General features: G+C 63.7%; 18 protein-coding genes. 6 read left to right on the plus strand and 12 right to left on the minus strand.

The genetic code is table 11. The features are described 5' to 3' along the window. Positions 1-66: 66 nt before the first annotated feature. From F7R11_RS11630 to F7R11_RS11640, 3 genes are read right to left on the minus strand one after another with little or no spacing between them, the layout of a single operon-like run. Positions 67-1,542: an efflux transporter outer membrane subunit gene (locus F7R11_RS11630; RefSeq protein ID WP_082932826.1), complete on the minus strand. Its 1,476-nt coding sequence runs from the start codon at positions 1,540-1,542 to the stop codon at positions 67-69. Beyond that, positions 1,542-4,658: an efflux RND transporter permease subunit gene (locus tag F7R11_RS11635; protein WP_064803693.1), complete on the minus strand. Its 3,117-nt coding sequence runs from the start codon at positions 4,656-4,658 to the stop codon at positions 1,542-1,544. Before F7R11_RS11635 ends, F7R11_RS11630 begins: the two co-directional genes overlap by 1 nt. Further along, a complete protein-coding gene (locus F7R11_RS11640) occupies positions 4,651-5,796 on the minus strand; it encodes an efflux RND transporter periplasmic adaptor subunit (RefSeq protein ID WP_064803695.1) in 1,146 nt (381 codons plus the stop codon). The genes F7R11_RS11635 and F7R11_RS11640 overlap by 8 nt, the downstream gene beginning before the upstream one ends. 168 nt (positions 5,797-5,964) lie before the next feature. Here F7R11_RS11640 and F7R11_RS11645 point away from each other — a divergent pair, with 168 nt between their 5' ends. Beyond that, positions 5,965-6,648 (plus strand): response regulator, encoded by a 684-nt coding sequence (locus tag F7R11_RS11645; protein ID WP_064803697.1) that lies wholly within the window; start codon positions 5,965-5,967, stop codon positions 6,646-6,648. Then, positions 6,641-8,044, plus strand: coding sequence for a sensor histidine kinase (locus tag F7R11_RS11650; protein ID WP_021194303.1), 1,404 nt, complete (start codon positions 6,641-6,643; stop codon positions 8,042-8,044). The genes F7R11_RS11645 and F7R11_RS11650 overlap by 8 nt, the downstream gene beginning before the upstream one ends. Before the next feature lie 70 nt (positions 8,045-8,114). Here F7R11_RS11650 and clpB read toward each other — a convergent pair whose 3' ends face one another. From clpB to F7R11_RS11695, 9 genes are all read right to left on the minus strand, one after another. Continuing rightward, positions 8,115-10,703, minus strand: a complete 2,589-nt coding sequence (gene clpB / locus F7R11_RS11655) for an ATP-dependent chaperone ClpB (protein WP_064803699.1) — start codon at positions 10,701-10,703, stop codon at positions 8,115-8,117. A 251-nt stretch (positions 10,704-10,954) separates the two neighbouring features. Continuing rightward, positions 10,955-11,335, minus strand: coding sequence for a fluoride efflux transporter CrcB (gene crcB, locus F7R11_RS11660; RefSeq protein WP_064803701.1), 381 nt, complete (start codon positions 11,333-11,335; stop codon positions 10,955-10,957). A gap of 15 nt (positions 11,336-11,350) precedes the next feature. Next, complete coding sequence (locus F7R11_RS11665) at positions 11,351-11,869, minus strand: molybdenum cofactor biosynthesis protein MoaE (RefSeq protein WP_064803703.1); 519 nt, start codon at positions 11,867-11,869, stop codon at positions 11,351-11,353. A gap of 16 nt (positions 11,870-11,885) precedes the next feature. Beyond that, positions 11,886-12,143 (minus strand): molybdopterin converting factor subunit 1, encoded by a 258-nt coding sequence (gene moaD / locus F7R11_RS11670; RefSeq protein WP_064806341.1) that lies wholly within the window; start codon positions 12,141-12,143, stop codon positions 11,886-11,888. A gap of 12 nt (positions 12,144-12,155) precedes the next feature. After that, the gene (locus tag F7R11_RS11675) at positions 12,156-13,415 is read right to left on the minus strand and encodes a molybdopterin molybdotransferase MoeA (protein ID WP_064803705.1); all 1,260 of its coding nucleotides are present in this window, start codon (positions 13,413-13,415) and stop codon (positions 12,156-12,158) included. Positions 13,416-13,496: 81 nt separating this feature from the next. Next, positions 13,497-14,114 carry a uracil-DNA glycosylase family protein gene (locus F7R11_RS11680; RefSeq protein WP_064803707.1) on the minus strand — a complete coding sequence of 206 codons (618 nt, stop codon included), beginning with the start codon at positions 14,112-14,114 and terminating at the stop codon, positions 13,497-13,499. Between the two features lie 4 nt (positions 14,115-14,118). Further along, complete coding sequence (gene thrC, locus F7R11_RS11685) at positions 14,119-15,564, minus strand: threonine synthase (protein WP_031329208.1); 1,446 nt, start codon at positions 15,562-15,564, stop codon at positions 14,119-14,121. A 10-nt stretch (positions 15,565-15,574) separates the two neighbouring features. After that, on the minus strand, positions 15,575-16,900 hold the full coding sequence (locus F7R11_RS11690) for a homoserine dehydrogenase (RefSeq protein WP_064803709.1): 1,326 nt from the start codon (positions 16,898-16,900) through the stop codon (positions 15,575-15,577). A gap of 101 nt (positions 16,901-17,001) precedes the next feature. After that, a complete protein-coding gene (locus F7R11_RS11695; protein ID WP_031329206.1) occupies positions 17,002-18,243 on the minus strand; it encodes a pyridoxal phosphate-dependent aminotransferase in 1,242 nt (413 codons plus the stop codon). A 284-nt stretch (positions 18,244-18,527) separates the two neighbouring features. Here F7R11_RS11695 and F7R11_RS11700 point away from each other — a divergent pair, with 284 nt between their 5' ends. The 4 genes from F7R11_RS11700 (at position 18,528) to F7R11_RS11715 (ending at position 22,284) form a co-directional block, all read left to right on the plus strand. Then, entirely contained in the window at positions 18,528-18,908 is a 381-nt protein-coding gene (locus F7R11_RS11700) for an Mth938-like domain-containing protein (RefSeq protein WP_064803711.1), read from the plus strand. Between the two features lie 4 nt (positions 18,909-18,912). Continuing rightward, on the plus strand, positions 18,913-20,583 hold the full coding sequence (locus F7R11_RS11705) for a glycosyltransferase family 39 protein (protein ID WP_064803713.1): 1,671 nt from the start codon (positions 18,913-18,915) through the stop codon (positions 20,581-20,583). A gap of 125 nt (positions 20,584-20,708) precedes the next feature. After that, positions 20,709-21,080, plus strand: a complete 372-nt coding sequence (locus F7R11_RS11710) for an EamA family transporter (protein WP_021194289.1) — start codon at positions 20,709-20,711, stop codon at positions 21,078-21,080. A 43-nt stretch (positions 21,081-21,123) separates the two neighbouring features. Further along, a complete protein-coding gene (locus tag F7R11_RS11715) occupies positions 21,124-22,284 on the plus strand; it encodes a DegT/DnrJ/EryC1/StrS family aminotransferase (RefSeq protein WP_064803716.1) in 1,161 nt (386 codons plus the stop codon). The last annotated feature ends 2 nt before the right edge of the window (positions 22,285-22,286 follow it).

Here is a 22,286-nt window from a genome sequence, read left to right on the forward strand (position 1 = left end):
AAACACCCTGCGAGGGTCGCCCGCTCGCAGGGTGAGGATCGTGCGCTTCTCTCTTGATAGCGTGGCTTAGCTGCTGCCTGCGACTTGCTCGTCACGCGCCCACCAGCCACCGCCCAGCGCCTGCAACAGTGCTACCGAGTCGACAAACCGGTCCGCGCGGGCTTGCGCCACGCTCACCAGGGCCTGCTGATATGCCTGCTCCGCCTGCAATACGGCGGGCGAGCCGACCATGCCGGCTGCCAGTTGGCGCTGCGCCATGCTCAGGCTTTTGCGTGCTGCCAACTCGGCCTTATGTGCACTTTGCAGGGAGCGGGCATCGGCCTGGATGGCATGCAGCGTATCCGCCACGTTCTGGAACGCCGTCAGTACGGTGCTGCGGTATTGCGCGGCTGCCTGGTCATACCGGGCCTCTGCCGCACGTTGTTGGTGCATCAGGCTGCCGCCATGGAAAATCGGCACCGCCAAGCCAGCCGAGAGGTTCCACAAGCCCGTACCGCTGGAGAACAGCATGCGCAGCAACTCCTCCGAGCTGCCGACGTTGCCAGTCAAGGTCACGCTGGGCAGGCGTGCTGCAATCGCCACGCCAATGTCCGCGCTGGCCGCGTGCAGTTGCGCCTGTGCCGCCCGAATGTCGGGCCGCTGCTCAACCAGTTGCGACGGCAGACTCAGCGGCAGTTCAGCCGGCAGATGCAATGCATCCAACTCGAAGCGCTGCGTGATCTCGTCGCTGGGGTAACGGCCGGCCAACACGGTGATGAGGTTGCGCTGCTGGGCCAGTTGCTTCTCAAGTGGGGGCAAGCTGGCCTCCATCTGCGCAAGCGCGGCTTCCTGCGCGGCCACATCGGCGCCGCCCAGCAGCCCTGCGCGCTGTTGCTTGCGGGTGGCTTCCAGCAACTGGTTGGCGACCTTCACGGCCTCCTGTGTCGCCTTGACCTGCGCGCGCAGCGCTGCCTCCTGGATGGCTGCGTTGACCACGCTGGAAGTCAGCGTCAGATAAGCGGCCTCATACTCGAAGCGCACCGCCTCCGTCTGGGCTGCGGTCGACTCCACCTGCCGCCGGACCCCGCCGAACACGTCGGGCATGTAGGACACCACCAGCTGCGACGTATGTAGCGAATAGAGATCCGCGTTGGACTTGAGCGGGCTGGCGATCGCCTTGGCATTCCGTGTGCGTGACGAGTTGTGCGAACCATCCAGCGTCGGGAAGAAGTCGGCCCGCTGTGCTGCCAGGTTTTCCTGAGCAGCGCGCAGGGCCGCCTTGGCCGATTGCAGGTCGGGATTCGCCTTGAGCGCCTCCTCCACCAGCGTGTTCAACGCGTCGGAGCCAAACAGCGTCCACCACTTTGCCGAAACGGCCTGCCCTTGGTTCAGGCGTTGGGACTGTCCGTCTTGCGTCGGCGTTGCTACGGTGGTCGTCAGCTGATTGGCCGTGTATCCGGACACATCCGGAGCCGCCGGGCGCTTGAAGTCCGGCCCCACGGCACAGCCCGCGGCAGTCACCAACAGCACGACGCTGGCGGCAATACGTGTCATGCGGTTCATCACGACTCCCCTTCCGTTGCAACATAGGCGACCGGGCCTTCCGGACGCTTGCGTCGGGCCGCTCGTTCTTCAATCAGGTAATACAGCGCGGGCAGCAGCACCAGCGTGAGTACAGTTGCACTCGTCAGACCACCCACCACCACAGTGGCCAGCGGCCGCTGCACATCGCTGCCAAGACCATGTGCCAGCGCTGCAGGAATCAAACCCAGCGCAGCCACGGTGGCCGTCATCAGCACCGGGCGCATGCGCTCGCGCGCCCCGCCCACCACGGCTTCCTTCAAGCTCAGGCCGGGCTGTTTGCGCCAGCGGTTCAGGTTCGAGACCATGATGATGGCGTTGAGCACTGCCACCCCAAACAGCGCGATAAAGCCCACGGCAGACGACACGTTCAATGTCATGCCGCGCAGGTGCAGCGCCACCAGCCCACCCAGCGTGGCCAACGGCACCGCGCAGAGGATCAACGCCGGCTGGCGCAGGTTCTTGAACTCGGCAAACAGCAGCACGAACATCAGCGCCAGCACCATCGGCAGAATCAGCGCCAGGCGGGCTTGCGCACGCTGCTGGTTCTCAAACTGGCCGCCCCACGCAATCTGGTTACGCGTGTGGTCGTACTGGATCTCTTGGTCGATGCGCTGTTTGGCTTCGTCCAGGAACGAAGCGAGATCGCGCCCGCGCAAGTTCAGCCGTACGGTCAGGTGACGCTTGTTCATTTCTCGCGTGATCGTCGTTTCGCCCTCGGCAAAGCCCACCTTGGCGATCTGCGCCAGGGCAATGTGCGCACCGTTGGCGGTGGTCAGCGTCAGGTTGCCGATGGCCTCGGGGTTGTTGCGCGAGGTACCGACAAAGCGCGCGGCTACGTCGTAGCTGCGGTCCTCCACAAACACCTTCGTGACCGGGCTGCCGCCGATGCCGGTCTGGATGAGGTCCATCACATCGGCAATGTTGATGCCCAGGCGGGCCGCTGCTGCGCGGTCCACATCGATGCGCACCTGCGGCAACGGCGGCTCCTGATCGATGATCACATCCTGCGCGCCGGGCACGGTCTTGAGCAGTTGCTCGATCGACGTGGTCAGCTGCCGGGTCTGCGCAAAGTCATTGCCGTACACCTTGACCACCAGATCGCTATGCGCACCCGCCAGCTTGTCGAGCACGCCATCGATCATCGGCTGCGAAAAGCCCACCTGAATGCCGGGCAACTGTTGGAAGCGCTCGGCCATTTTGGCGATCAACTCCTGCTTGTCTCGACCGGTCTTCCATTCGCTGTACGGGTGCAGCGTCACCGCGCTTTCAATGTGCGATGGGGAGAACGGGTCCGTCCCCTCATCATTGCGGCCGACCTGCGTGACGATGTGCTCGACCTCCGGAAACTCCCGTGCGGCCTCGCGCAGCTTGCCGGCCATCTCCGATGCCTTGTCAAGCGAAATGCCGGGCGGCAGCGTCACCTGCAGCCAGATCGAGCCCTCATCCAGATAGGGCAGGAAATCCCGCCCGATGGACGCGCCCAGGATCACCACCCCCGCCAGCGTGGCCACCGCCAGGCCGATCATGGCGCGCGACTTGCCGACCACCCGGTTGAGCAAACCCTCATAACGCGGCGTCAGCCACTGCAGCACCGGGTTGTGGAACACTTTGGCCGGTTTGCGGTAAGCCCAGTACGCCAGACCGGGCACCAGCAACAGCGCCACCAGCAACGCGCCAAGCAACGCAAACCCCACTGCAAACGCCATCGGCGAGAACAGCTTGTACTCAATGCGCTGGAAGGCAAACAGCGGCAGGTAGGCCACGATGATGACCACCATGCCAAAGAAGATCGGTCGCGTGACCTGACGCGCGGCAGCCATGATGTCGGCGCCGTCCAGTTCGCGCCCTTCCTCTTCTTCTCGCTTGCGCAGGATGTTTTCCATCATCACGATCGCACCGTCGACGATGATGCCGAAATCGATTGCGCCCAGCGACAGCAGGTTGGCCGGAATCTTGAAGTGGTGCATCAGGATGAACGCCGCCAGCAGCGAGAACGGAATCGTCACCGCCACGATCAGCGCCGCGCGCGGGCTGCCCAGGAACAGCAGCAACACCAGCGACACCAGCACCATGCCCTCGATCAGGGTCTTGCCGACGGTGTGGACAGTGGCATCCACCAGCTTGCTGCGGTCGATATACGCCACTACCTTCACGTCCTTCGGCAGGATGTGCTCGTTGAGGTCGCGCACGGCCTCGTGCACCCCTTTCATGACGACAGACGGGTTCTGGCCACGCAGCAGCAACGTGATGCCCTGGATGGTGTCGGGATTGCCGTCTCGCCCCAGGATGCCGTTGCGCTCGTGGTTGCCCAGCACCACCTGGCCGATGTCCTTGATCAGCACCGGCACGCCGCCCTTCTGGCTCACGACAACGTTGCCGAGGTCTTCCAGGTTGCGGATCAAGCCGACGCCGCGCACCACCAGGCCCTGCTCCCCGCGTTGCATGATGCTGCCGCCCGCGTTGGCGTTGTTGGCCTGGATGGCCTGCGAAATCTGGCTCAGAGACACGCTGTACTTGGTCATCTTGGCTGGAGCGAATTCGAGCATGAACTGCGTGGTCAGACCGCCAAAGTTGGCGACATCCACCACGCCGGCTACCTGCTTCAGGCGCGGGATGACCTTCCAGAACTGCAGCTCCGATAGCTCACGCAGATCGCGCGTCTTGGATTCGAGCGTGTAGCGGTAGATCTCGCCAATGGGCGAAGTCAACGGGTCCATGCCCGGTTTGGCGCCATAGGGCAAGTCGACGCCGTTGATGCTCTCCTGCAGGCGCTGGCGTGACCAGTAGTCTTCCGCGCCGTCCTGAAACACCACGGTGATCAGCGACAGCCCGAACGTGCTCTTGGAGCGCATCACGTGCATGCCGGGCGTACCCATGATGGCGCGCTCCAGCGGAATGGTGATCTGCTGCTCGACCTCTTCCGCCGCCAAGCCATTGACCTGCGTTACGACCTGCGAGCTGGTGTCGGCAATATCGGGATAGGCTTCAAGCGGCAGCTGCTTCCATGAATACCAGCCGTACAGCGCGGCCATCAGGAAGACCAGCACGACAATGCCGCGCCGGTTGAAGCATAGGGTGACCAGACGTTCAATCATTGAGCAGCACCCCGTCCTTGGTCACCACGCGCTCACCGGCCTTCAGGCCCGAGAGGATCTCGATCTTGTCGCCAACCTGCGCACCCGTCTTGACCACGCGCGCCTGGAACTGCCACGGCGCCACCTCGACAAACGTGCGCGTGTTGAAGCCCGACTGCACCAGCGCCGACATCGGCACGATCACGCCCGTGTGCGGCTGGCCCTGCAGCGTGGCCTGCGCGAACATGCCGGGCTTCAGGCGACCGTCCTTGTTGTCGAACACCATGCGCACCTTGACCGTGCGTGTATCCGCGTCGAGCATTTCGCCCACGTAGCGCACCTTGGCGGCCAGCGGTTCGGCATAGGCATCGAGCTTCACGGCAGCCGCTTGGCCAACGTAGACCTTGGACAGATCCTTCTCCTGCACATTGGCCGTGACGAACACGCGGGACAGATCCGCCACCGTCATCACCGACGCATTGCTGTCGTTCCAGTACCCGCCGGTGGCGCCATTGAGGTCGACAACGCGGCCCGAGATGGGCGAGCGCACCGACAGGATGTGCCCGCCGGACACTTTGGCCCCACCCTTGGCACCGAGCTGTGCCAGCTTGTTGTTGGCGCGCTCGGCCTCGCTCACGGCTTGCGCGTAGTCGTTCTGGGCCTGCTCAAGATCGCGCCGGGGTGTGATCTCGGATTTGTCCAGCTCGTGCAGGCGGTCCAGATTCTTCTTGGCCAGCACCAGCGCCGCTTGCGCCTTGGCCGCGGTGCTGGTCGCCTCGGCCAAGTCGGCAGAATCGAGCGTGAACAGCACGTCGCCAGCCTTGACTTCATCGCCCAGCTGCTTGTTCAGACTCACGATGCGGCCCGACAGCGGCGGCAATACCTTGACGAGCTTGCCCGGGTCGGCCTCCACCGAGGCCGGCAGTACAAACGCCGCAGAAACGGCATCTTCCGACGCGGCCGTCACCACCAGCGAGCGGCGCAGCGGAGAGGCATCCGGAACCACGATGCGGTCATCTTTATGCTGAAGGGCGACCACCGCCTGAGCGCTGGGCTCCTTGGCGTGCAGGGACAGCGCGCCCCACAGGAAAACGCCCGCCACGGCTAACGTGATGGCGCTATAGAAAAGTCGTTTGGAAGAAGTCGAGGAGGCTTGCATGGCGTGCTCCGATACATGCGTGTTGATGTTCTGCGCATCCGCTCCATGAGGACGCGGTCGCCATGCTACGCAACGATGTTGCAGTGCAACCTGAATTCTTCTTCAGGAACATCAGACGGTCGCATTGCTAGAATCCCGCCGTCCTGCCGCCCTCATGCGCGCTACCCGATGAACATCCTGCTGATCGAAGACGACCGCAAAGCCGCCCGCCTGCTGGCACGCGGCCTGGAAGAAGAAGGCTTTACGGTGGCGCTTGCACACGCGGCGGAAGAAGCCCACGAACCGATGATCCGCGCGGCCGATCTGGTCATCCTCGACTGGATGCTTCCCGGCAAAGAAGGCGTGACGTTTTGTGCCGAGTTGCGCCAGCGTGGCATCCAGACCCCGATCCTGATGCTGACCGCGCGGGATGCCCACACCGACCGCATCGCCGGCCTCAACACCGGTGCTGACGACTACCTGACCAAGCCGTTCGTGTTTGACGAGCTGCTGGCCCGCGTCCGCGCACTGCTGCGGCGGGCCAGGCTGGCACCGGCGCCAGTGCTCGCCATTGGTGATCTGCGGCTCGAACCAGCCACGCGCCTGGTCACGCGAGCAGGCAACGCCATCGATCTCACGCCCAAGGAATACGCCCTGCTGGAGTTCCTGATGCGCCATGCCGGCGAGGTGGTCAGCCGCGTGCAGCTCGCTGAAAACATCTGGCATGCTGACCTCATCGCCATCGACAACCTGATCGACGTGCACATGAAGAACCTGCGCCGCAAGATCGATCCGCCCGACCTGCCAGCGCTCGTTCAAACCGTACGCGGACAAGGCTTTCGCCTGAGCGCACCAACGGATCACCATGTTTAGTTTTCAGCGCCGCCTGATCCTCGCGCACTGGGCCGTGATCGTGATCGTTGTGACGGGCGTGGCCTTCGCCGCGTGGTGGGAGCTGTCGCGCATCGCCCATCGGCAACTGGATGCCGCGCTGCTGGCACTGGCCGAAACCGAGGCCGGCATGCTGTTAGGTAGCAAAAGCCAACCCATCCGCGTGCATGAAAAACCCACAGGTACGGCCCCCCCTTCATTGGTGCGCCTGGACCGTCTGGTGCAGATTGTCGATGCGCAGGGGGACGTCCTTGCACGCAGTGCCAACCTTGGCACGACCCGTCTGCCGACGTCTCCGGTATTGCTCGGCCGTCTCGCGCAAGGCGAAACGGTCTTCGAGACCCTGCAGGATTTCAGCGAAGAGCCGCTGCGCATGGTGTCGCTGCCGATACACAGCACCCCCGGTGCGCCGCCCTTGGTCATCCAGGTTGCGGGGTCGCTCGATGACGTCAACCGGATCCTGGACTCGGCGGTGGTGCTGTTCGTCGGGCTGGCGGTTGCGTTGCTGCTCGCTGTCGGCACCGCGGGCGCCATGCTCACGCAGCGCGTCTTTCGCGCCATTGACAACGTCGTCAAGCAGGCCCGCCGGATCGGCGACAACAACCTCGACGAGCGCCTGCCGCACCCCGGCACGTCCGATGACATCGGCAAGCTCGTCGATACGCTCAACGACATGCTCGATCGCCTCGAACACGGCTTCGACATGCAGCGCCGCTTCACGGCCGATGCCTCGCACGAGTTGCGCTCACCGCTGTCGCGGCTACGTACCGAGCTTGAGGTCACGCTGCGGCGCGAGCGCAGCCGCGAAGAATACGTCGAGACCCTGCACTCGTGCGTGGAAGAGGTCGGACGGCTCACGCAGATGGTGGAAGAACTGCTGATGCTCGCGCGCCTGGATGCCGGCCAGGACCAGGACATGCTGGAAGCGGTGCCGGTCATTGAGCTTGTGCAGACGTGCGTCAAGCGTGTCACCCCGGCGGCCCAGGATCGCGGCATCACCCTGGCCACACAAGCGGGCACGAATCTGCCCATCCGGATCGCCCGTGCCCCGGCAACCTTGGCCCTGACCAATCTGCTGGACAACGCCGTCAAGTTTTCGCCAGCGGGCACCACGGTTGAGATTGCCTGGTCGGCCGAGCACGGCGACGCCGTCCTGCAAGTCAGCGACCATGGCCCCGGGATTCCCCCTGCCGAATTGCCGCACATCTTCGAGCGCTTCTACCGTGGCGCGCGTGCCCGGGCGAGCGAGACGCCGGGTACGGGTCTTGGGTTGGCGCTTTCGCAAGCCATCGTGCAGGCACACGGCGGGCGGATCGACGCGGCAAATGCCCTGGAAGGCGGCGTGATTTTCCGCATCAGCCTGCCACTTGTCGCCTGACGGCACGTTGCAGGCATAAAAAAAGCCCGTCTTCGCAAGACGGGCTTTCTCAAACACAACACTGCGCGGCTTAGTGCACCACGCGCTCGAACGTGAAGTGGTCGTCGCGATAGTCCACTGGCACCACATCCTTGGGCGAGTACTTGCCCTCCAGAATCATCCGCGCGACCGGGTTCTCGATCTGCTGCTGGATGGCACGCTTCAGCGGTCGCGCCCCAAACACCGGGTCGTAGCCCGCCGAGGCCAGCTTGGCCACGGCAGAATCGGTAATCTCCAGCGTCAGGTCCATATGCGCCAGACGTGCCGCCAGACGCTTGAGCTGGATGCGCGCGATCGACTCGATGTTGCTCTGGTCCAGCGAATGGAACACCACCACCTCGTCGATTCGGTTCAGGAACTCGGGGCGGAAATGCGTCTTCACTTCCTGCCACACCGCGCCCTTCACCACATCGAACGGCTCGCCCGTCATCGACTGGATCAACTGCGAGCCGAGGTTGGACGTCATCACGATCACCGTGTTCTTGAAGTCCACGGTGCGGCCCTGACCGTCAGTGAGGCGGCCATCGTCCAGCACCTGCAGCAGCACGTTGAAGACGTCCGGGTGGGCCTTCTCAACTTCATCGAGCAGCACCACGCTGTACGGCTTGCGACGCACGGCTTCGGTCAGATAACCGCCTTCCTCATAGCCGACATAGCCCGGAGGCGCGCCGATCAGGCGGCTCACGGAATGCTTCTCCATGAACTCGCTCATATCGATGCGGATCAGGTGCTCTTCCGAATCGAACAGGAACCCGGCCAGCGCCTTGCACAGCTCGGTCTTGCCGACACCAGTCGGGCCCAGGAACAGGAACGAGCCATAGGGCTTGTTCTCGTCCGAGATACCGGCGCGCGAGCGGCGGATGGCGTCGGACACCAGGCGCACAGCCTCGTCCTGGCCGACCACGCGCTCGTGCAGGCGGTCTTCCATCTTGAGCAGCTTCTCGCGCTCGCCGGTCATCATCTTCGACACGGGGATGCCCGTGGCGCGGCTGACGACTTCGGCAATTTCTTCGGCACCCACCTGCGTGCGCAGCAGCTTGTTCGGCTGCTTCTGGCCAGCGGTCTCCGCGTCGGTCGCGGCCTTCAGCTTGCCCTCCAACTCGGGCAGCTTGCCGTATTGCAACTCGGCCACCTTGTCGAACTTGCCTTCGCGTTGCAGCTTGGCAATCTCAAGTTTGATCTTGTCGATCTCTTCCTTGAGCACAGCTGTGCCTTGCGCTGCACCCTTCTCGGCCTTCCAGATTTCATCCAGATCGGCGTATTCCTTCTGCAGGCGTTCGATCTCCTGCTCGATCAGCTCCAGGCGCTTTTGCGAGGCTTCGTCGGTTTCCTTCTTCACCGCTTCGCGCTCGATCTTGAGCTGGATCAGGCGACGATCCAGTTTGTCCATCACCTCGGGCTTCGAGTCGATTTCCATCTTGATGCGCGCGGCCGCTTCGTCGATCAGGTCGATGGCCTTGTCCGGCAAGAAGCGGTCGGTGATGTAGCGGTGGCTGAGTTCCGCCGCCGCCACGATTGCCGGGTCGGTAATCTCCACGCCGTGGTGCAGTTCGTACTTCTCCTGCAGGCCACGCAGGATGGCGATGGTCGCCTCCACGCTCGGCTCATCCACGAGCACCTTCTGGAAGCGGCGCTCAAGCGCAGCATCCTTCTCGATGTACTTGCGGTACTCATCCAGCGTGGTCGCGCCGATGCAATGCAGCTCACCGCGCGCCAGCGCGGGCTTGAGCATGTTGCCGGCATCCATCGCACCTTCGGCCTTGCCCGCGCCCACCATGGTGTGGATCTCGTCAATGAAGAGGATGGTCTGGCCCTCTTCCTTGGCGATGTCGTTCAGCACGGCCTTCAGGCGTTCCTCGAACTCGCCGCGGTACTTGGCACCGGCCAACAGGCCCGCCATGTCCAGCACCAGCACGCGCTTGCCCTTCAGGCTTTCCGGCACTTCTTCATTGACGATGCGCTGTGCCAGCCCCTCAACAATGGCGGTCTTGCCCACACCCGGCTCACCGATCAGCACCGGGTTGTTCTTGGTACGGCGCTGCAGGATCTGGATGGCACGGCGGATTTCGTCGTCACGGCCGATAACCGGGTCGAGCTTGCCGCTACGGGCACGCTCGGTCAGGTCAATGGTGTACTTCTTGAGCGCTTCACGCTGGCTTTCAGCCTCGGCACTGCCGACGGTCTGACCGCCGCGTACGGCGTCGATGGCCGATTCGAGCGCTTTGCGCGCCAGGCCATGTTCGCGTGCGATGCGGCCGGCCTCGCCCTTGTCGTCAGCGGCGGCCAGCAGGAACAGCTCGCTGGCGATGAATTGGTCACCACGCTTGATGCCTTCCTTCTCGGTTTGCTGCAGCAGGCTGCCCAGGTCACGGCCGACCTGCACCTGTTCGCCACCCTGCACCTGCGGCAGGTGCTTGATGGCACGGTCCAGCGCCGTATCCAGCGCACCCGTGTTGACGCCCGCGCGGGCCAGCAGGTTCTTGGTGGCCCCATCCGGCTGGCGGAGCATCGCCAGCAGCAGGTGGATCGGTTCGATATACGGATTGTCGTTGCCCAGCGCCAGGCTCTGCGCGTCGGCCAGCGCTTCCTGGAAGCGGGTGGTCAGTTTGTCCAAACGCATTAAAAACCCCTTGCGGAAATTATTCACTTGTTCCGAAAGATAGGGAGCTTCGGTGGCATTTCAAGCACGCAATCGCCGGTTTTCATGCAGATTTGCGCCAGCGCAAACGGCGGCGCGCCTGCCGGTCGCGCCGCAGCCCCAAGTGCGCGGGAATCGTCTTGCCGAGGGTGAGCACGGGGCTCAGGATCGTCGCACCGCAGCCTGTGCGCCGCATGTAATGTGATTCATACTGCCCATGCGAACGACGCCGATTAACTGAACGTACGCACCGTCCAGAGACCTAGCATCGTGAGGAAGAGCGAACCGCCCAGATGCGCCACGATGTGCAGTGCACCGATGACGTAGTCGCCGGCCAGAATATTGGCGACGACCTCGCTGGAAAACGTTGAGAACGTCGTCAGGCCGCCCAGGAACCCGGTAATGACCAGCAAGCGCCACTCCGGCGGCAGCCCCGCATGCGTATCGAAAAAACCGACCGCCACGCCAATCAGGTAGCCCCCCACCAGATTGGCCGCCAGCGTACCGTACGGCAAGGCCGGATTGATCGCATTCCACAACACGGCGAACCCCCAGCGCAACCAGGCCCCTAGCGCAGCGCCCACCCCGACTGCCAGAAAACCCATTCCGCTCATGCGGCCGCGTCCTTGTTATTCGTAGTCGTTGGGTTGCGCCGGTGTGCCGGCTGCGGTGGAAGCACCGGCCGCGTTGCTGGTGGTGACGCCCCAGCGGGCGAGCGCTTTGTCGTCGGTCACGCGTGCATCGACCCAGCGGGCACCCTCTGGCGTCTGTTCCTTCTTCCAGAACGGCGCTTCGCTCTTGAGGTAATCCATGATGAACTCGCACGCGGCAAAGGACTCACCGCGATGCTTGGAGGCCACCGCCACCAGCACGATCTGGTCTTCCGGCTTGAGTTTGCCAACGCGGTGGATGACCAGTGCGTCGATCAGCTCCCAGCGCTGCATGGCTGCGCTCACGATGTTGGCGAGCGCCTTCTCGGTCATGCCGGGATAGTGCTCCAACTCCATCTCCGACACACCGGAGCCGTCGTTAATGTCGCGCACGGTACCGATAAAGCTGGCCACCGCACCGATGCTCGGGCGGCCGGCGCGTAGCGCGGCAATCTCAGCACCGAGGTCGAAGTCGGCTTCCTGCACACGAACGGTCATGGTCGCTCTCCTCCGCTCAGCCGCCAGTGACGGGCGGGAAGAATGCGACTTCGCAGCCTTCGTGAATCGCGGTATCGGCAGGCACGATCTGGTGGTCCACCGCCATGCGCAGGGCACGGCCTTCAGCCAAGACCTCGGCCCATACCGGGCCACGCGCCATCAGCCAGCGGCGCACGTCACCCGCTGTGCGCAAGGTGTCCGGCACGGTCGCCGCCTCATGCGAGGTCCCCAGTTGCTCACGCACGCTGGCAAAGAAACGAAGCTCGATCTGCATGGCCATCGCTCCTTACACCAGACCCGCGAACGGCAGGAAGCTCACAACGTCGCCCTGCGCGATCGGCTGGTTGGGCGGGTTGTCGATCAGACCATCACCCCACACGGTGGAGGTCAGCACGCCGGAGCTCTGGTTCGGGAACAGATCCAACCCGCCGTTGGCGTTGATGCGCGCGCGCAGAAACTCGTTGCGGCGATCGCCCTTGGGCAGCGCAAAGTCGGCGCGCATCGGGATGCGTTTGGGCGCCACGTCGGCCACACCCTGCAGGCGCAGGATGAACGGCCGCACGAACAGCAGGAAGGTCACGAAGCTCGATACCGGATTGCCCGGCAAACCAATGAAGAACGCGGTTGGCCCACCCACCATGCCTTCAGGCCGGCGCACCTCGCCAAAAGCCAGCGGCTTGCCCGGCTTGATGGCGATCTGCCACATGTTCAGGCGCCCTTCAGCTTCCACGGCGGGCTTGATGTGGTCTTCCTCGCCCACCGAGACGCCGCCCGACGTGATGATCAGGTCGTGCGCTTCAGCAGCTTCGCGCAGCGTCTCGCGCGTGGCCTGCAGTGTGTCAGGCACGATGCCGAAATCGGTGATGTCGCAACCGAGGTTTTCGAGCAGCGCGCGCAGCGTGAAGCGGTTGGAGTTGTAGATGGCGCCGGGCTTGAGCGGTTCGCCGGGCATGGCGAGCTCGTCGCCGGTAAAGAACACGGCCACGCGCGGGCGGCGCACAACCTGCAGGTTGGCGCAGCCGACGGATGCGGCCAGGCCCAGTTGCTGTGCACCGAGGCGCGCGCCGCGCGGCAGGATTTCGGCACCGTCGGCGATGTCCTCGCCCGCGCGGCGAATCCACTCGCCCGATTCCGGCACATGGTCAATGACGACGGTGCCCGTATCCGGATCAGCCTTGCATTGCTCCTGCATGACGACCGCATCAGCGCCCGGCGGAATCATCGCGCCAGTGAAAATGCGCGCCGCTTCGCCCGCATTCAACGGCTGGCCGACGTGACCCGCAGGAATGCGCTGCGCCACCTTCAGGCGCGTGCCCGGCACAGTGATATCGGCTGCGCGCACGGCGTAGCCGTCCATCGACGTATTGTCTGCCGGCGGTACGTTGAGGCTGCTGTGCACGGCTTGCGCGAGGATGCGGCCGTTGGCGTGCAGCGTCGGCACGGTTTCGGTGTCATGCAGAACGCGTGCAGCGGCGAGCAATTGCGACAGCGCCGCTTCGAGCGTCAGCAGGGACGGTTTGACGGCGGGAGCATCGTTGGCAGACATGCGGGAATGATGGAACGAAATCGAAAGGAAGATTTCGATTGTATCGGTTCCAGGCGGCCGCCATCCATCAGCGCCGGCGTATCAAGCGAATGCGTCTGCCAGCGCCGTCCGCATCGCGGGCACGATGTGCTCGTCAAACCACGGGTTGTGCTTGAACCAGGCCAGGTTGCGCGGGCTCGGGTGCGGCAGCGGGAACAGCACGCGGCCGTCTCCATCCTGAACAGGGCCATTGCGGACCACATCGGTGAGCGACCAATCACGCGGAACGTCGAGATAGTGGCGCTGGGCATAGGTACCGACCAGCAACGCCAGCCTGACCTCCGGCATGGCCGTCAGCAAGGGCCGATGCCATTTGGGCGCGCATTCCGGACGCGGCGGCAAATCGCCATTCGCGCCGGTGCCGGGAAAGCAGAACCCCATTGGCACCACAGCGATGCGCTTGTCGGCGTAAAAATCGGCGTACGAGATTTGCAGCCACTGGCGCAAGCGATCGCCCGAGCGATCATTCCAGGGGATGCCGGTTTCATGGACGATACGTCCAGGGGCTTGCCCGACGATCAGCAGGCGCGCGCGGCGATCCGCCACCACGACCGGGCGAGGTTCGTGCGCCAGCGCGCCCTTGCACTCGCGGCAGGCACGGATGTCGTGCAGGCAGCGCGTGAAGGCTGCCTCGGCTACGTCATCCGGCACCGCTGCCATGGATTTACAGGCCCGTGTGCTGGGCGATGTAGCCCTTGATGCGGTCGGCATCCGCAGGCATGACTTCGAAGCGCTGCGGCAGCGATTCAATGTCAGCGTAGCCGGCCGGGCGCTCCGGCTCGCGGTCCAGCGCCTCACGGATGGTGTCGCCGAACTTGGCCGGCAACGCCGTTTCCAGCACCACCATCGGCACGCCTGGCGTCAGGTTCTCGCGCGCCACCTTCACGCCGTCGGCGGTGTGGGTGTCGATCATCGTGCCGTAAGTGGCAAACACGTCGCGGATCGTGTTGACGCGGTCCTCATGCGAGCTGCGGCCCGAGAGAAAACCGAACTCGGCGATGCGATCGAATTCCGGCTTGCCGGTCATCGAGAAACCGCCCTTCTCGTCCACGTCGCGGAACAGCTGCGCGAGGCGCGCCGGGTCACGGCCCAGCAGGTCGAACACGAAGCGCTCGAAGTTCGATGCCTTGCTGATGTCCATGCTCGGGCTGGACGTGTGGTACGTCTGCGCGGCCGAACGCACGCGGTACGTGCCGGTGCGGAAGAACTCGTCGAGCACGTCGTTCTCGTTGGTCGCAACGACCAGCTTGTCGATCGGCAAACCCATCATGCGCGCGATGTGACCCGCGCAGACGTTGCCGAAGTTGCCCGACGGCACGCAGAACGAGACCTTGTCGCCAATCTTCGGGGCGGCCAGCAGGTAGCCCTTGAAGTAGTAGACAACCTGCGCCACAACGCGCGCCCAGTTGATCGAGTTGACCGTGCCGATCTTCTGGCGGGCCTTGTACTCGTGGTCGTTCGACACGGCCTTGACGATGTCCTGCGCATCATCGAACACGCCTTCGATGGCGATGTTGAAGATGTTCTTGTCTTGCAGGCTGAACATCTGCGCGGTCTGGAACGCGCTCATCTTGCGGTGCGGGCTCAGCATAAACACGCGCACGCCGCGCTTGCCGCGCATGGCGTATTCGGCGGCGCTGCCGGTGTCGCCGGAGGTGGCGCCCAGGATGTTCAACTCGGCGTGCTCGCGGTCGAGTGCGTATTCGAACAGGTTGCCCAGCAGCTGCATCGCCATGTCCTTGAACGCCAGCGTCGGGCCGTTGGACAGGCACAGCAGCGACAGCGACGTGCCACCTTCATCGCCCAGCTTGTGCAGCGGCGTGATGTCGGCGGTGTTGTCTCCGGCGCGCGCGTTGCTGTAGACCTCGGCCGTGTACGTGCGGCGGGTCAGCGCGCGCAGATCGTCTTCCGGAATGTCGGTGGCGAACTTGCGCAGGATCTCGAACGCGAGGTCGGCATATGGCAGATCGCGCCAGCGGGTCAGTTCTTCAACGCTGACTTGCGGGTACTGCTCGGGCAGGTACAGGCCGCCGTCCGGCGCCAAGCCGCCCAGCAGGATGCGGGAAAAACTCTGCGGCTCTGCGTGGCCGCGGGTCGATCGGTATTGCATGCTCATGACCTCAGTTCAACTCTTCCATGCGGATGCGCTTGACCTTCGACAGCACGGTCGGCAGCGCTTCGATGGCGGCAATGGCACCGTTCACGTGTTTCTCAACGGCCGTGTGCGTCAGCATGATGATGTCGGTCTGCGGCTGCGGCTCGCCCTCGCGCGATTCCTTCTGCAGCATCGCGTCGATCGAGATACCGGTTTTGGCCAGGATCTGCGTGATGTCGGCTAGCACGCCCGTCTGATCGGCCACGCGGATGCGCAGGTAGTAGCTCGAACGCACTTCGTCGATCGGCAGCACCGGCGTGTCGGACAGCGCGTCGGGCTGAAACGCCAGATGCGGCACGCGGTGTTCCGGGTCAGCCGTGTGCAGGCGGGTCACGTCCACCAGATCGGCGACGACGGCCGAGGCGGTCGGCTCGGCACCGGCGCCCTTGCCGTAGTACAGCGTCGGGCCCACGGCGTCACCGTTGACGACCACGGCGTTCATCGCACCTTCCACGTTCGCGATCAGGCGTTTGGTCGGCACCAGCGTCGGATGTACGCGCAGCTCGATGCCCGCTTCAGCGCGACGCGTGATGCCCAGCAGCTTGATGCGGTAGCCGAGTTCTTCGGCGTAGCGGATATCGACGGCTTCCAGCTTGGTGATGCCTTCCACATACGCGCGCTCGAACTGCACCGGCACACCAAAAGCGATCGCGCTCATGAGCGTGAGCTTGTGTGCGGCGTCGAAGCCTTCGATGTCGAACGTCGGATCGGCCTCGGCATACCCCAGGCGCTGGGCTTCCTTCAGCACCGTGTCGAAGTCCAGGCCCTTGTCACGCATCTCCGACAGGATGAAGTTCGTGGTGCCGTTGATGATGCCGGCGATCCACTCGATGCGGTTGGCCGTCAGGCCCTCGCGCAGCGCCTTGATGATGGGGATGCCACCGGCCACTGCGGCCTCGAACGCCACCATCACGCCCTTGTCCTGGGCAGCCTTGAAGATCTCGTTGCCGTGCACGGCCAGCAGCGCCTTGTTGGCGGTGACGACGTGCTTGCCGTTGGCGATGGCGCGCAGCACCAGTTCGCGCGTCAGGTCATAGCCGCCGATCAGTTCTACGACGATATCGATCTCGGGCGAATCCACGATCGCAAACGGATCGTTCACCACGGGCACGGTCGCCCCGGCTTCCTGCACGATGGCACGTGCCTTCTCGAGGTTGCGCACAGCAATCATGGCGACCTCAATACCGCGCCCAGCGCGACGACGGATTTCTTCCTGGTTCCGTTGCAGAACCTTGAGGGTACCGCCACCGACGGTACCGAGCCCGAGCAGGCCGATCTTGATGGGATTCATGGGACGTATCGTAAAAACGGAAAGCAAAAAACGGACAGGGCAGACACTTCGGTCTGCCCCGCGAACAACATGTCTGACGGATGACCGAGCGAATTGCCGACTCAGGCGGCCCGGATTCCAGTACCGTGACGCTGACGGTACCGCTCCAGGAAGCGCGAAATTCGGCCAATCGCTTCACGAAGGTCGTCTTCGTGCGGCAGGAAGACGATGCGGAAGTGGTCCGGCGAGTGCCAGTTGAAGCCCGTGCCCTGCACCAGCAGCACACGCTCCTCTTCCAGCAGTTGGCGGATGAATTGCTGATCGTCTTCGATCGGGTACACGGCCGGATCGAGGCGCGGGAACATGTACAGCGCAGCCTTGGGCTTCACGCAGGTCACACCCGGGATCGCAGTAATCAGCTCGTGCGCCAGGTCGCGCTGACGACGCATGCGGCCGCCCGGCGCCACGAGGTCTTTAATGCTCTGATAGCCGCCCAGCGCAGTCTGGATCGCCCATTGCCCCGGCACGTTGGCACACAGGCGCATCGACGACAGCATGTTCAGGCCTTCGATGTAGTCCTTGGCCGGGCGCTTGTCGCCGGAGACGACCATCCAGCCCGCGCGGTAACCGCACGAGCGATAGCTCTTCGACAGGCTGTTGAACGTGATGGTCAGCACATCTTCCGACAGCGAGCCGAGAGCCGTGTGCTTGTTGTCGTCAAACAGGACCTTGTCGTACACCTCGTCGGCGAAGATCACCAGGCCGTGCTCGCGCGCAATCGCAATGATGCCGCGCAGCAGATCATCGGAATACAACGCGCCCGTCGGGTTGTTCGGGTTGATGACGACGATGCCCTTGGTGTTCGGCGTGATCTTGGCGCGGATGTCGTCCAGGTCCGGCATCCAGCCGTTGGACTCATCGCAGTAGTAATGCACTGGCGTGCCGCCCGAAAGGCTGGTCACCGCGGTCCACAGCGGGTAGTCGGGCGCCGGCAGGAGCAGCTCGTCGCCCTGATCGAGCAGCGCGTTGGTCGCCAGCGAAATCAGCTCCGATGCGCCATTGCCCAGGTAGATGTCATCCAGCGTGACGTTCTTGATGCCCTGCTCTTGCGTGTAGTGCATCACCGCCTTGCGCGCCGCGAAAATGCCCTTGGAATCCGAATAACCGGCCGAGTTCGGCAGGTTGCGGATCATGTCCAGCTGAATCTCTTCCGGGGCATCAAAGCCGAACGGGGCTAGGTTGCCGATGTTCAGCTTGATGATCTTATGGCCGTCTTCTTCCATCTGCTTGGCCTTCTCGAGCACGGGGCCGCGAATGTCATAGCAGACGTTATTGAGCTTGGCGGATTTCTGGATCGTTTTCACGGGCGATGTCGAGCGGGCTTGGATTGCGGATGATTTTGTAATGCAGCAAGGCGGCGAGGGTGGCGCCACTTGCGCGGCAAGCGCTGCGCTCTTCCTTGCCGGGCGTCGCCGGTCGTTCGTGGCGTCGGGCGCGGCGGGCAAAGGAGAGAAAAAGATATAATTTAGCCCATTATGACAGACTTCGGCGGGCATTTTTGCAACGCAGCGAGATCGCCCCGGCAGTCTGAAACCTAGCGCTCTGCTGCTGTGTGCGCCGCAGCCAATGCGCCTGATGGGATTCCGCCTTGAAGCTCCATTCCTCCGATCCAACCACCGTTCTCAATACCGTCACCGCCTATGGCGACGGCTATATCGAAATCAACAAGGTGCGCTACGAGCATTCGGTGCTCGTCATGCCCGAAGGTGCGGTCATACCGTGGGATGTCGCGCGCTTTGAAGACCTCACGCCCGAGCACTTCGCCCGCCTGCTGGAACTGGGTGCGGAGGTGGTCGTATTCGGCACCGGTAACAAACTGCGCTTTCCGCACCCGCGCCTGACCGCGCCGCTCACCGAGAAGCGCATCGGCGTGGAAGCAATGGACCTGCAGGCCGCGGGCCGCACCTACAACATCCTGATGCTGGAAGGCCGCAAAGCGGCGGCCGCATTGCTGATCGAACGCGCCTGACTGCATGCCGATCGACCGCTCTGCCAACGCGCCTGCCCTGCCCTGGCGCAATGCCTCCCTGTGGCTGCTGGCCGCCGCCTTTCTGGCTGTCTGGCTGGGCACACTGGGCTACCGCCACCTGATCCCCACCGACGAAGGCCGCTACGCCGAGATCGCCCGCGAGATGTTCACCACGGGCGACTGGGTGACCATCCGCTACAACGCCCTGAAGTATTTCGAGAAGCCACCGCTGCAGATGTGGGGCACGGCGCTCGCCTACACGCTGTTTGGCGTTGGCGACTGGCAGGCACGGCTGTTCACGGCGTTGTCGGGCATCGCCGGCCTCGTTTTCACGATGCTGGCGGCAGCGCGCTGGTGGGGCAAACGAACCGCCGTTATCACCGGGCTGGTCCTGGTGAGTGCGCCGATGTGGAATGTGGGTGCACATTTCAATTCGCTCGATATGGGCGTGGCCGGCTGCATGACGATGGCACTGGCGGCGCTGCTGCTGGCACAGCATCCGGATGCCACGCGCAGCCAGCAACGCAACTGGATGTGGGTCTGCTGGGCGTCGATGGCACTGGCTGTACTGAGCAAGGGCCTGATCGGTGTTGTGCTGCCGGGCTTCGTGCTGGTGGTCTACACACTCGTCGCGCGTGACTGGGCATTGTGGAAACGGCTGCACCTGATGACGGGGCTGATCGTCTTCTTTGCGGTGGGTGCACCGTGGTTCGCGCTGATTTCTGCGCGCAACCCGGAGTTTGCGTGGTTCTTCTTCGTGCACGAGCACTTCCAGCGCTTCACCTCGACCGTGCACAACCGCAACGCGCCGCTTTGGTATTTCGTGCCGCTGCTGCTGGCGGGCTTCCTGCCGTGGCTTGCGCAACTGCCGGGCGCGGCACGCCTCTCCTTCGCTCGCACTGAAACTGCTACCAATGGCTTCCGACCAACGCTCATGCTCGGTTTGTGGGCCATCCTGATCTTCGCGTTTTTCAGCATTTCCGACTCCAAGCTGCCGGGCTATATCTTCCCGATCATCCCGGCGCTGGCGGTTCTGGCTGCGCTGGCGCTGGAAACGACCAGCGAGCGCGCTTGGCGCTGGCAACTCAAGGTCTTCCTGGCGTTGGCCGTGGTCGGTCTGGCGGCGAGCGGCTATGTGGCAACAATGTCGTCGGACATGTACCCGAATGCCGTGTTTTCGCGTTTTGGGGTGTTCCTGGCGGTGGCCTTCGCTGCAGGCGCCGTTTTTACGTGGCTGGCGCTGCGCTTTGCAGACAGGCGCTTTGAGAGTCTCGTTGCGTTCGCCTGTGCGTGGTTCCTGACGTTTACGGTCGCCCTGCTCGGCCACGAGGCATTCGGGCGTTCGATGTCGGGTATCGATCTCGTACCTGCCGTCAAACCGTGGCTGAAGCCCGGCGTACCGTTCTATGCGGTGGAGCGACTGGACCATACAATGCCGTTTTACCTCGGCACGCCAACCACGATGGTGCAGCAGCCCGATGAACTGGCCTTCGGCATCGAGCAAGAGCCCACCAAGTGGATTCCGACCACCGAGGCCTTCGTGACCCACTGGAAGGAAGGCGGCCAGGCCGTCGCCATGATGGGGCCGGGTACGTATGACCGCTTGTCAGCCCAGGGCGTACCGATGATTGTGATCGCCCGAGATGCCCGCCGCGTGATCGTGCGGCGCAACTAGGTGCCACCCGCTTGTCATCATTCGGCCCCGCCGAAAGGGGCGTGCAAGCGGAATTGTCGTAACATGCGCCCCGGCGGTAGAGTCGCGGGGAAGCCGCCGCAGTTGGTAAAACATCAAAACAACACATGAATCTGGTCACTTTCGGGCTGATCCTGACAGGCGTCATGCTCAATGCCTGCGCCCAGCTACTGCTCAAGGCAGGCGTCAACAACATTGGCCGCTTTGCGTTCTCGGCCGAAAACATCGTGCCGATCGGCATCAAGCTTGCAACGCAGTTGCCCATCATCGGCGGCCTGTCGTGCTACGTGATTTCCGTGGTGGTGTGGATCCTCGGCCTGTCGCGCGTGGATGTGACCATTGCGTATCCAATGCTCTCGCTGGGCTACGTGGTCAATGCCTTCCTGGCGTGGTATCTGTTTGGCGAAGTGTTGTCGATCCAGCGACTGGTCGGCATCGCCATCATCCTCGTCGGTGTGCTCGTGCTAGCCCGCTCATGAGCGGCTTGGCCTCCTCATCCTATTTACGTCCGCATTTGCCACAATGACGCAAACCAACGCCACCGCTGAACAACCGTTCCTGCCCTTCGTGCGCCCGACCATTGACGAGGCGACCATCGCCGCGGTGGCTGATGTGCTGCGCTCTGGCTGGATCACCTCGGGCCCGAAGGTTGCCGCGTTCGAAGCCGCGCTGTCGGAATACTTCGGCGGGCGCATCGTGCGCACGTTCGCCAACGGTACGGCCACGATGGAAGTCGCGCTGCGCATCGCGGGCATCGGCCCTGGCGATGAGGTCATCACCACGCCGATCTCGTGGGTGGCCACGTCCAACGTGGTGCTGACGGTTGGCGCCAAGCCGGTCTTCGTCGATATTGACCCGGTCACGCGCAACATCGATCTGGACAAGGTCGAAGCCGCCATCACGCCGCGCACGAAAGCGATCATTCCGGTCTACCTGTCCGGCTTGCCTGTCAATATGGATCGCCTGTACGACATCGCCCGCCGCCACAAGCTGCGCGTGGTGGAAGACGCCGCGCAGGCCATCGGCTCGCGCTGGGGCGACAAGCGCATCGGTGAGATTGGCGATCTGGTCAGCTTCAGCTTCCAGGCCAACAAGAACATCACCACCATCGAAGGCGGCGCGCTCGTGCTGAACACGCCCGAAGAAGCCGTGCTGGCCGAGAAGTACCGCCTGCAAGGCGTCGTGCGCACCGGCTTCGACGGCATGGAAGTCGACCTGGTCGGCGGCAAGTTCAACCTGACGGACGTCAATGCGGCCATCGGCCTGGGCCAGTTCGCGCAGCTTGAAGCCGTGACCGCACGCCGCGCCGCACTCGCGCGCCGCTACTTTGCCGCCATGCGCGCGGCCGACATCGAATCGTTCGGCGTCGAGCTGCCGGTGGAAGATTTCACGGCCACCAACTGGCACATGTTCCAGATCGTGCTGCCACTGGATCGCCTGAAGGTGGACCGCGCCGGGTTCATGGCCGGCCTGAAGGCGCTGGGCATCGGCGCGGGCGTGCACTATCCGCCCATCCATCTGTTCAAGCTCTATCGCGAACTCGGCTGGAAGCCGGGTATGTTCCCAGTGGCAGAACGCATCGGCCGCGCTATTGTCACGCTGCCGATGTTCGCCGGCATGGAAGATTCTGACGTGGATCGCGTGGTCAGCGCGGTCCGCCAACTTTGCGCCCAGTACCAATAAGC

The organism is Ralstonia insidiosa, assembly GCF_008801405.1.
Taxonomy (GTDB): domain Bacteria; phylum Pseudomonadota; class Gammaproteobacteria; order Burkholderiales; family Burkholderiaceae; genus Ralstonia; species Ralstonia insidiosa.

Coding starts and splice junctions, on each gene's coding strand:
- F7R11_RS11630 (WP_082932826.1), bottom strand. CDS start 1,542: ATGAACCGCATGACACGTATTGCCGCCAGCGTCGTGCTGTTGGTGACT.
- F7R11_RS11635 (WP_064803693.1), bottom strand. CDS start 4,658: ATGATTGAACGTCTGGTCACCCTATGCTTCAACCGGCGCGGCATTGTC.
- F7R11_RS11640 (WP_064803695.1), bottom strand. CDS start 5,796: ATGCAAGCCTCCTCGACTTCTTCCAAACGACTTTTCTATAGCGCCATC.
- F7R11_RS11645 (WP_064803697.1), top strand. CDS start 5,965: ATGAACATCCTGCTGATCGAAGACGACCGCAAAGCCGCCCGCCTGCTG.
- F7R11_RS11650 (WP_021194303.1), top strand. CDS start 6,641: ATGTTTAGTTTTCAGCGCCGCCTGATCCTCGCGCACTGGGCCGTGATC.
- clpB (WP_064803699.1), bottom strand. CDS start 10,703: ATGCGTTTGGACAAACTGACCACCCGCTTCCAGGAAGCGCTGGCCGAC.
- crcB (WP_064803701.1), bottom strand. CDS start 11,335: ATGAGCGGAATGGGTTTTCTGGCAGTCGGGGTGGGCGCTGCGCTAGGG.
- F7R11_RS11665 (WP_064803703.1), bottom strand. CDS start 11,869: ATGACCGTTCGTGTGCAGGAAGCCGACTTCGACCTCGGTGCTGAGATT.
- moaD (WP_064806341.1), bottom strand. CDS start 12,143: ATGCAGATCGAGCTTCGTTTCTTTGCCAGCGTGCGTGAGCAACTGGGG.
- F7R11_RS11675 (WP_064803705.1), bottom strand. CDS start 13,415: ATGTCTGCCAACGATGCTCCCGCCGTCAAACCGTCCCTGCTGACGCTC.
- F7R11_RS11680 (WP_064803707.1), bottom strand. CDS start 14,114: ATGGCAGCGGTGCCGGATGACGTAGCCGAGGCAGCCTTCACGCGCTGC.
- thrC (WP_031329208.1), bottom strand. CDS start 15,564: ATGCAATACCGATCGACCCGCGGCCACGCAGAGCCGCAGAGTTTTTCC.
- F7R11_RS11690 (WP_064803709.1), bottom strand. CDS start 16,900: ATGAATCCCATCAAGATCGGCCTGCTCGGGCTCGGTACCGTCGGTGGC.
- F7R11_RS11705 (WP_064803713.1), top strand. CDS start 18,913: ATGCCGATCGACCGCTCTGCCAACGCGCCTGCCCTGCCCTGGCGCAAT.
- F7R11_RS11710 (WP_021194289.1), top strand. CDS start 20,709: ATGAATCTGGTCACTTTCGGGCTGATCCTGACAGGCGTCATGCTCAAT.
- F7R11_RS11715 (WP_064803716.1), top strand. CDS start 21,124: ATGACGCAAACCAACGCCACCGCTGAACAACCGTTCCTGCCCTTCGTG.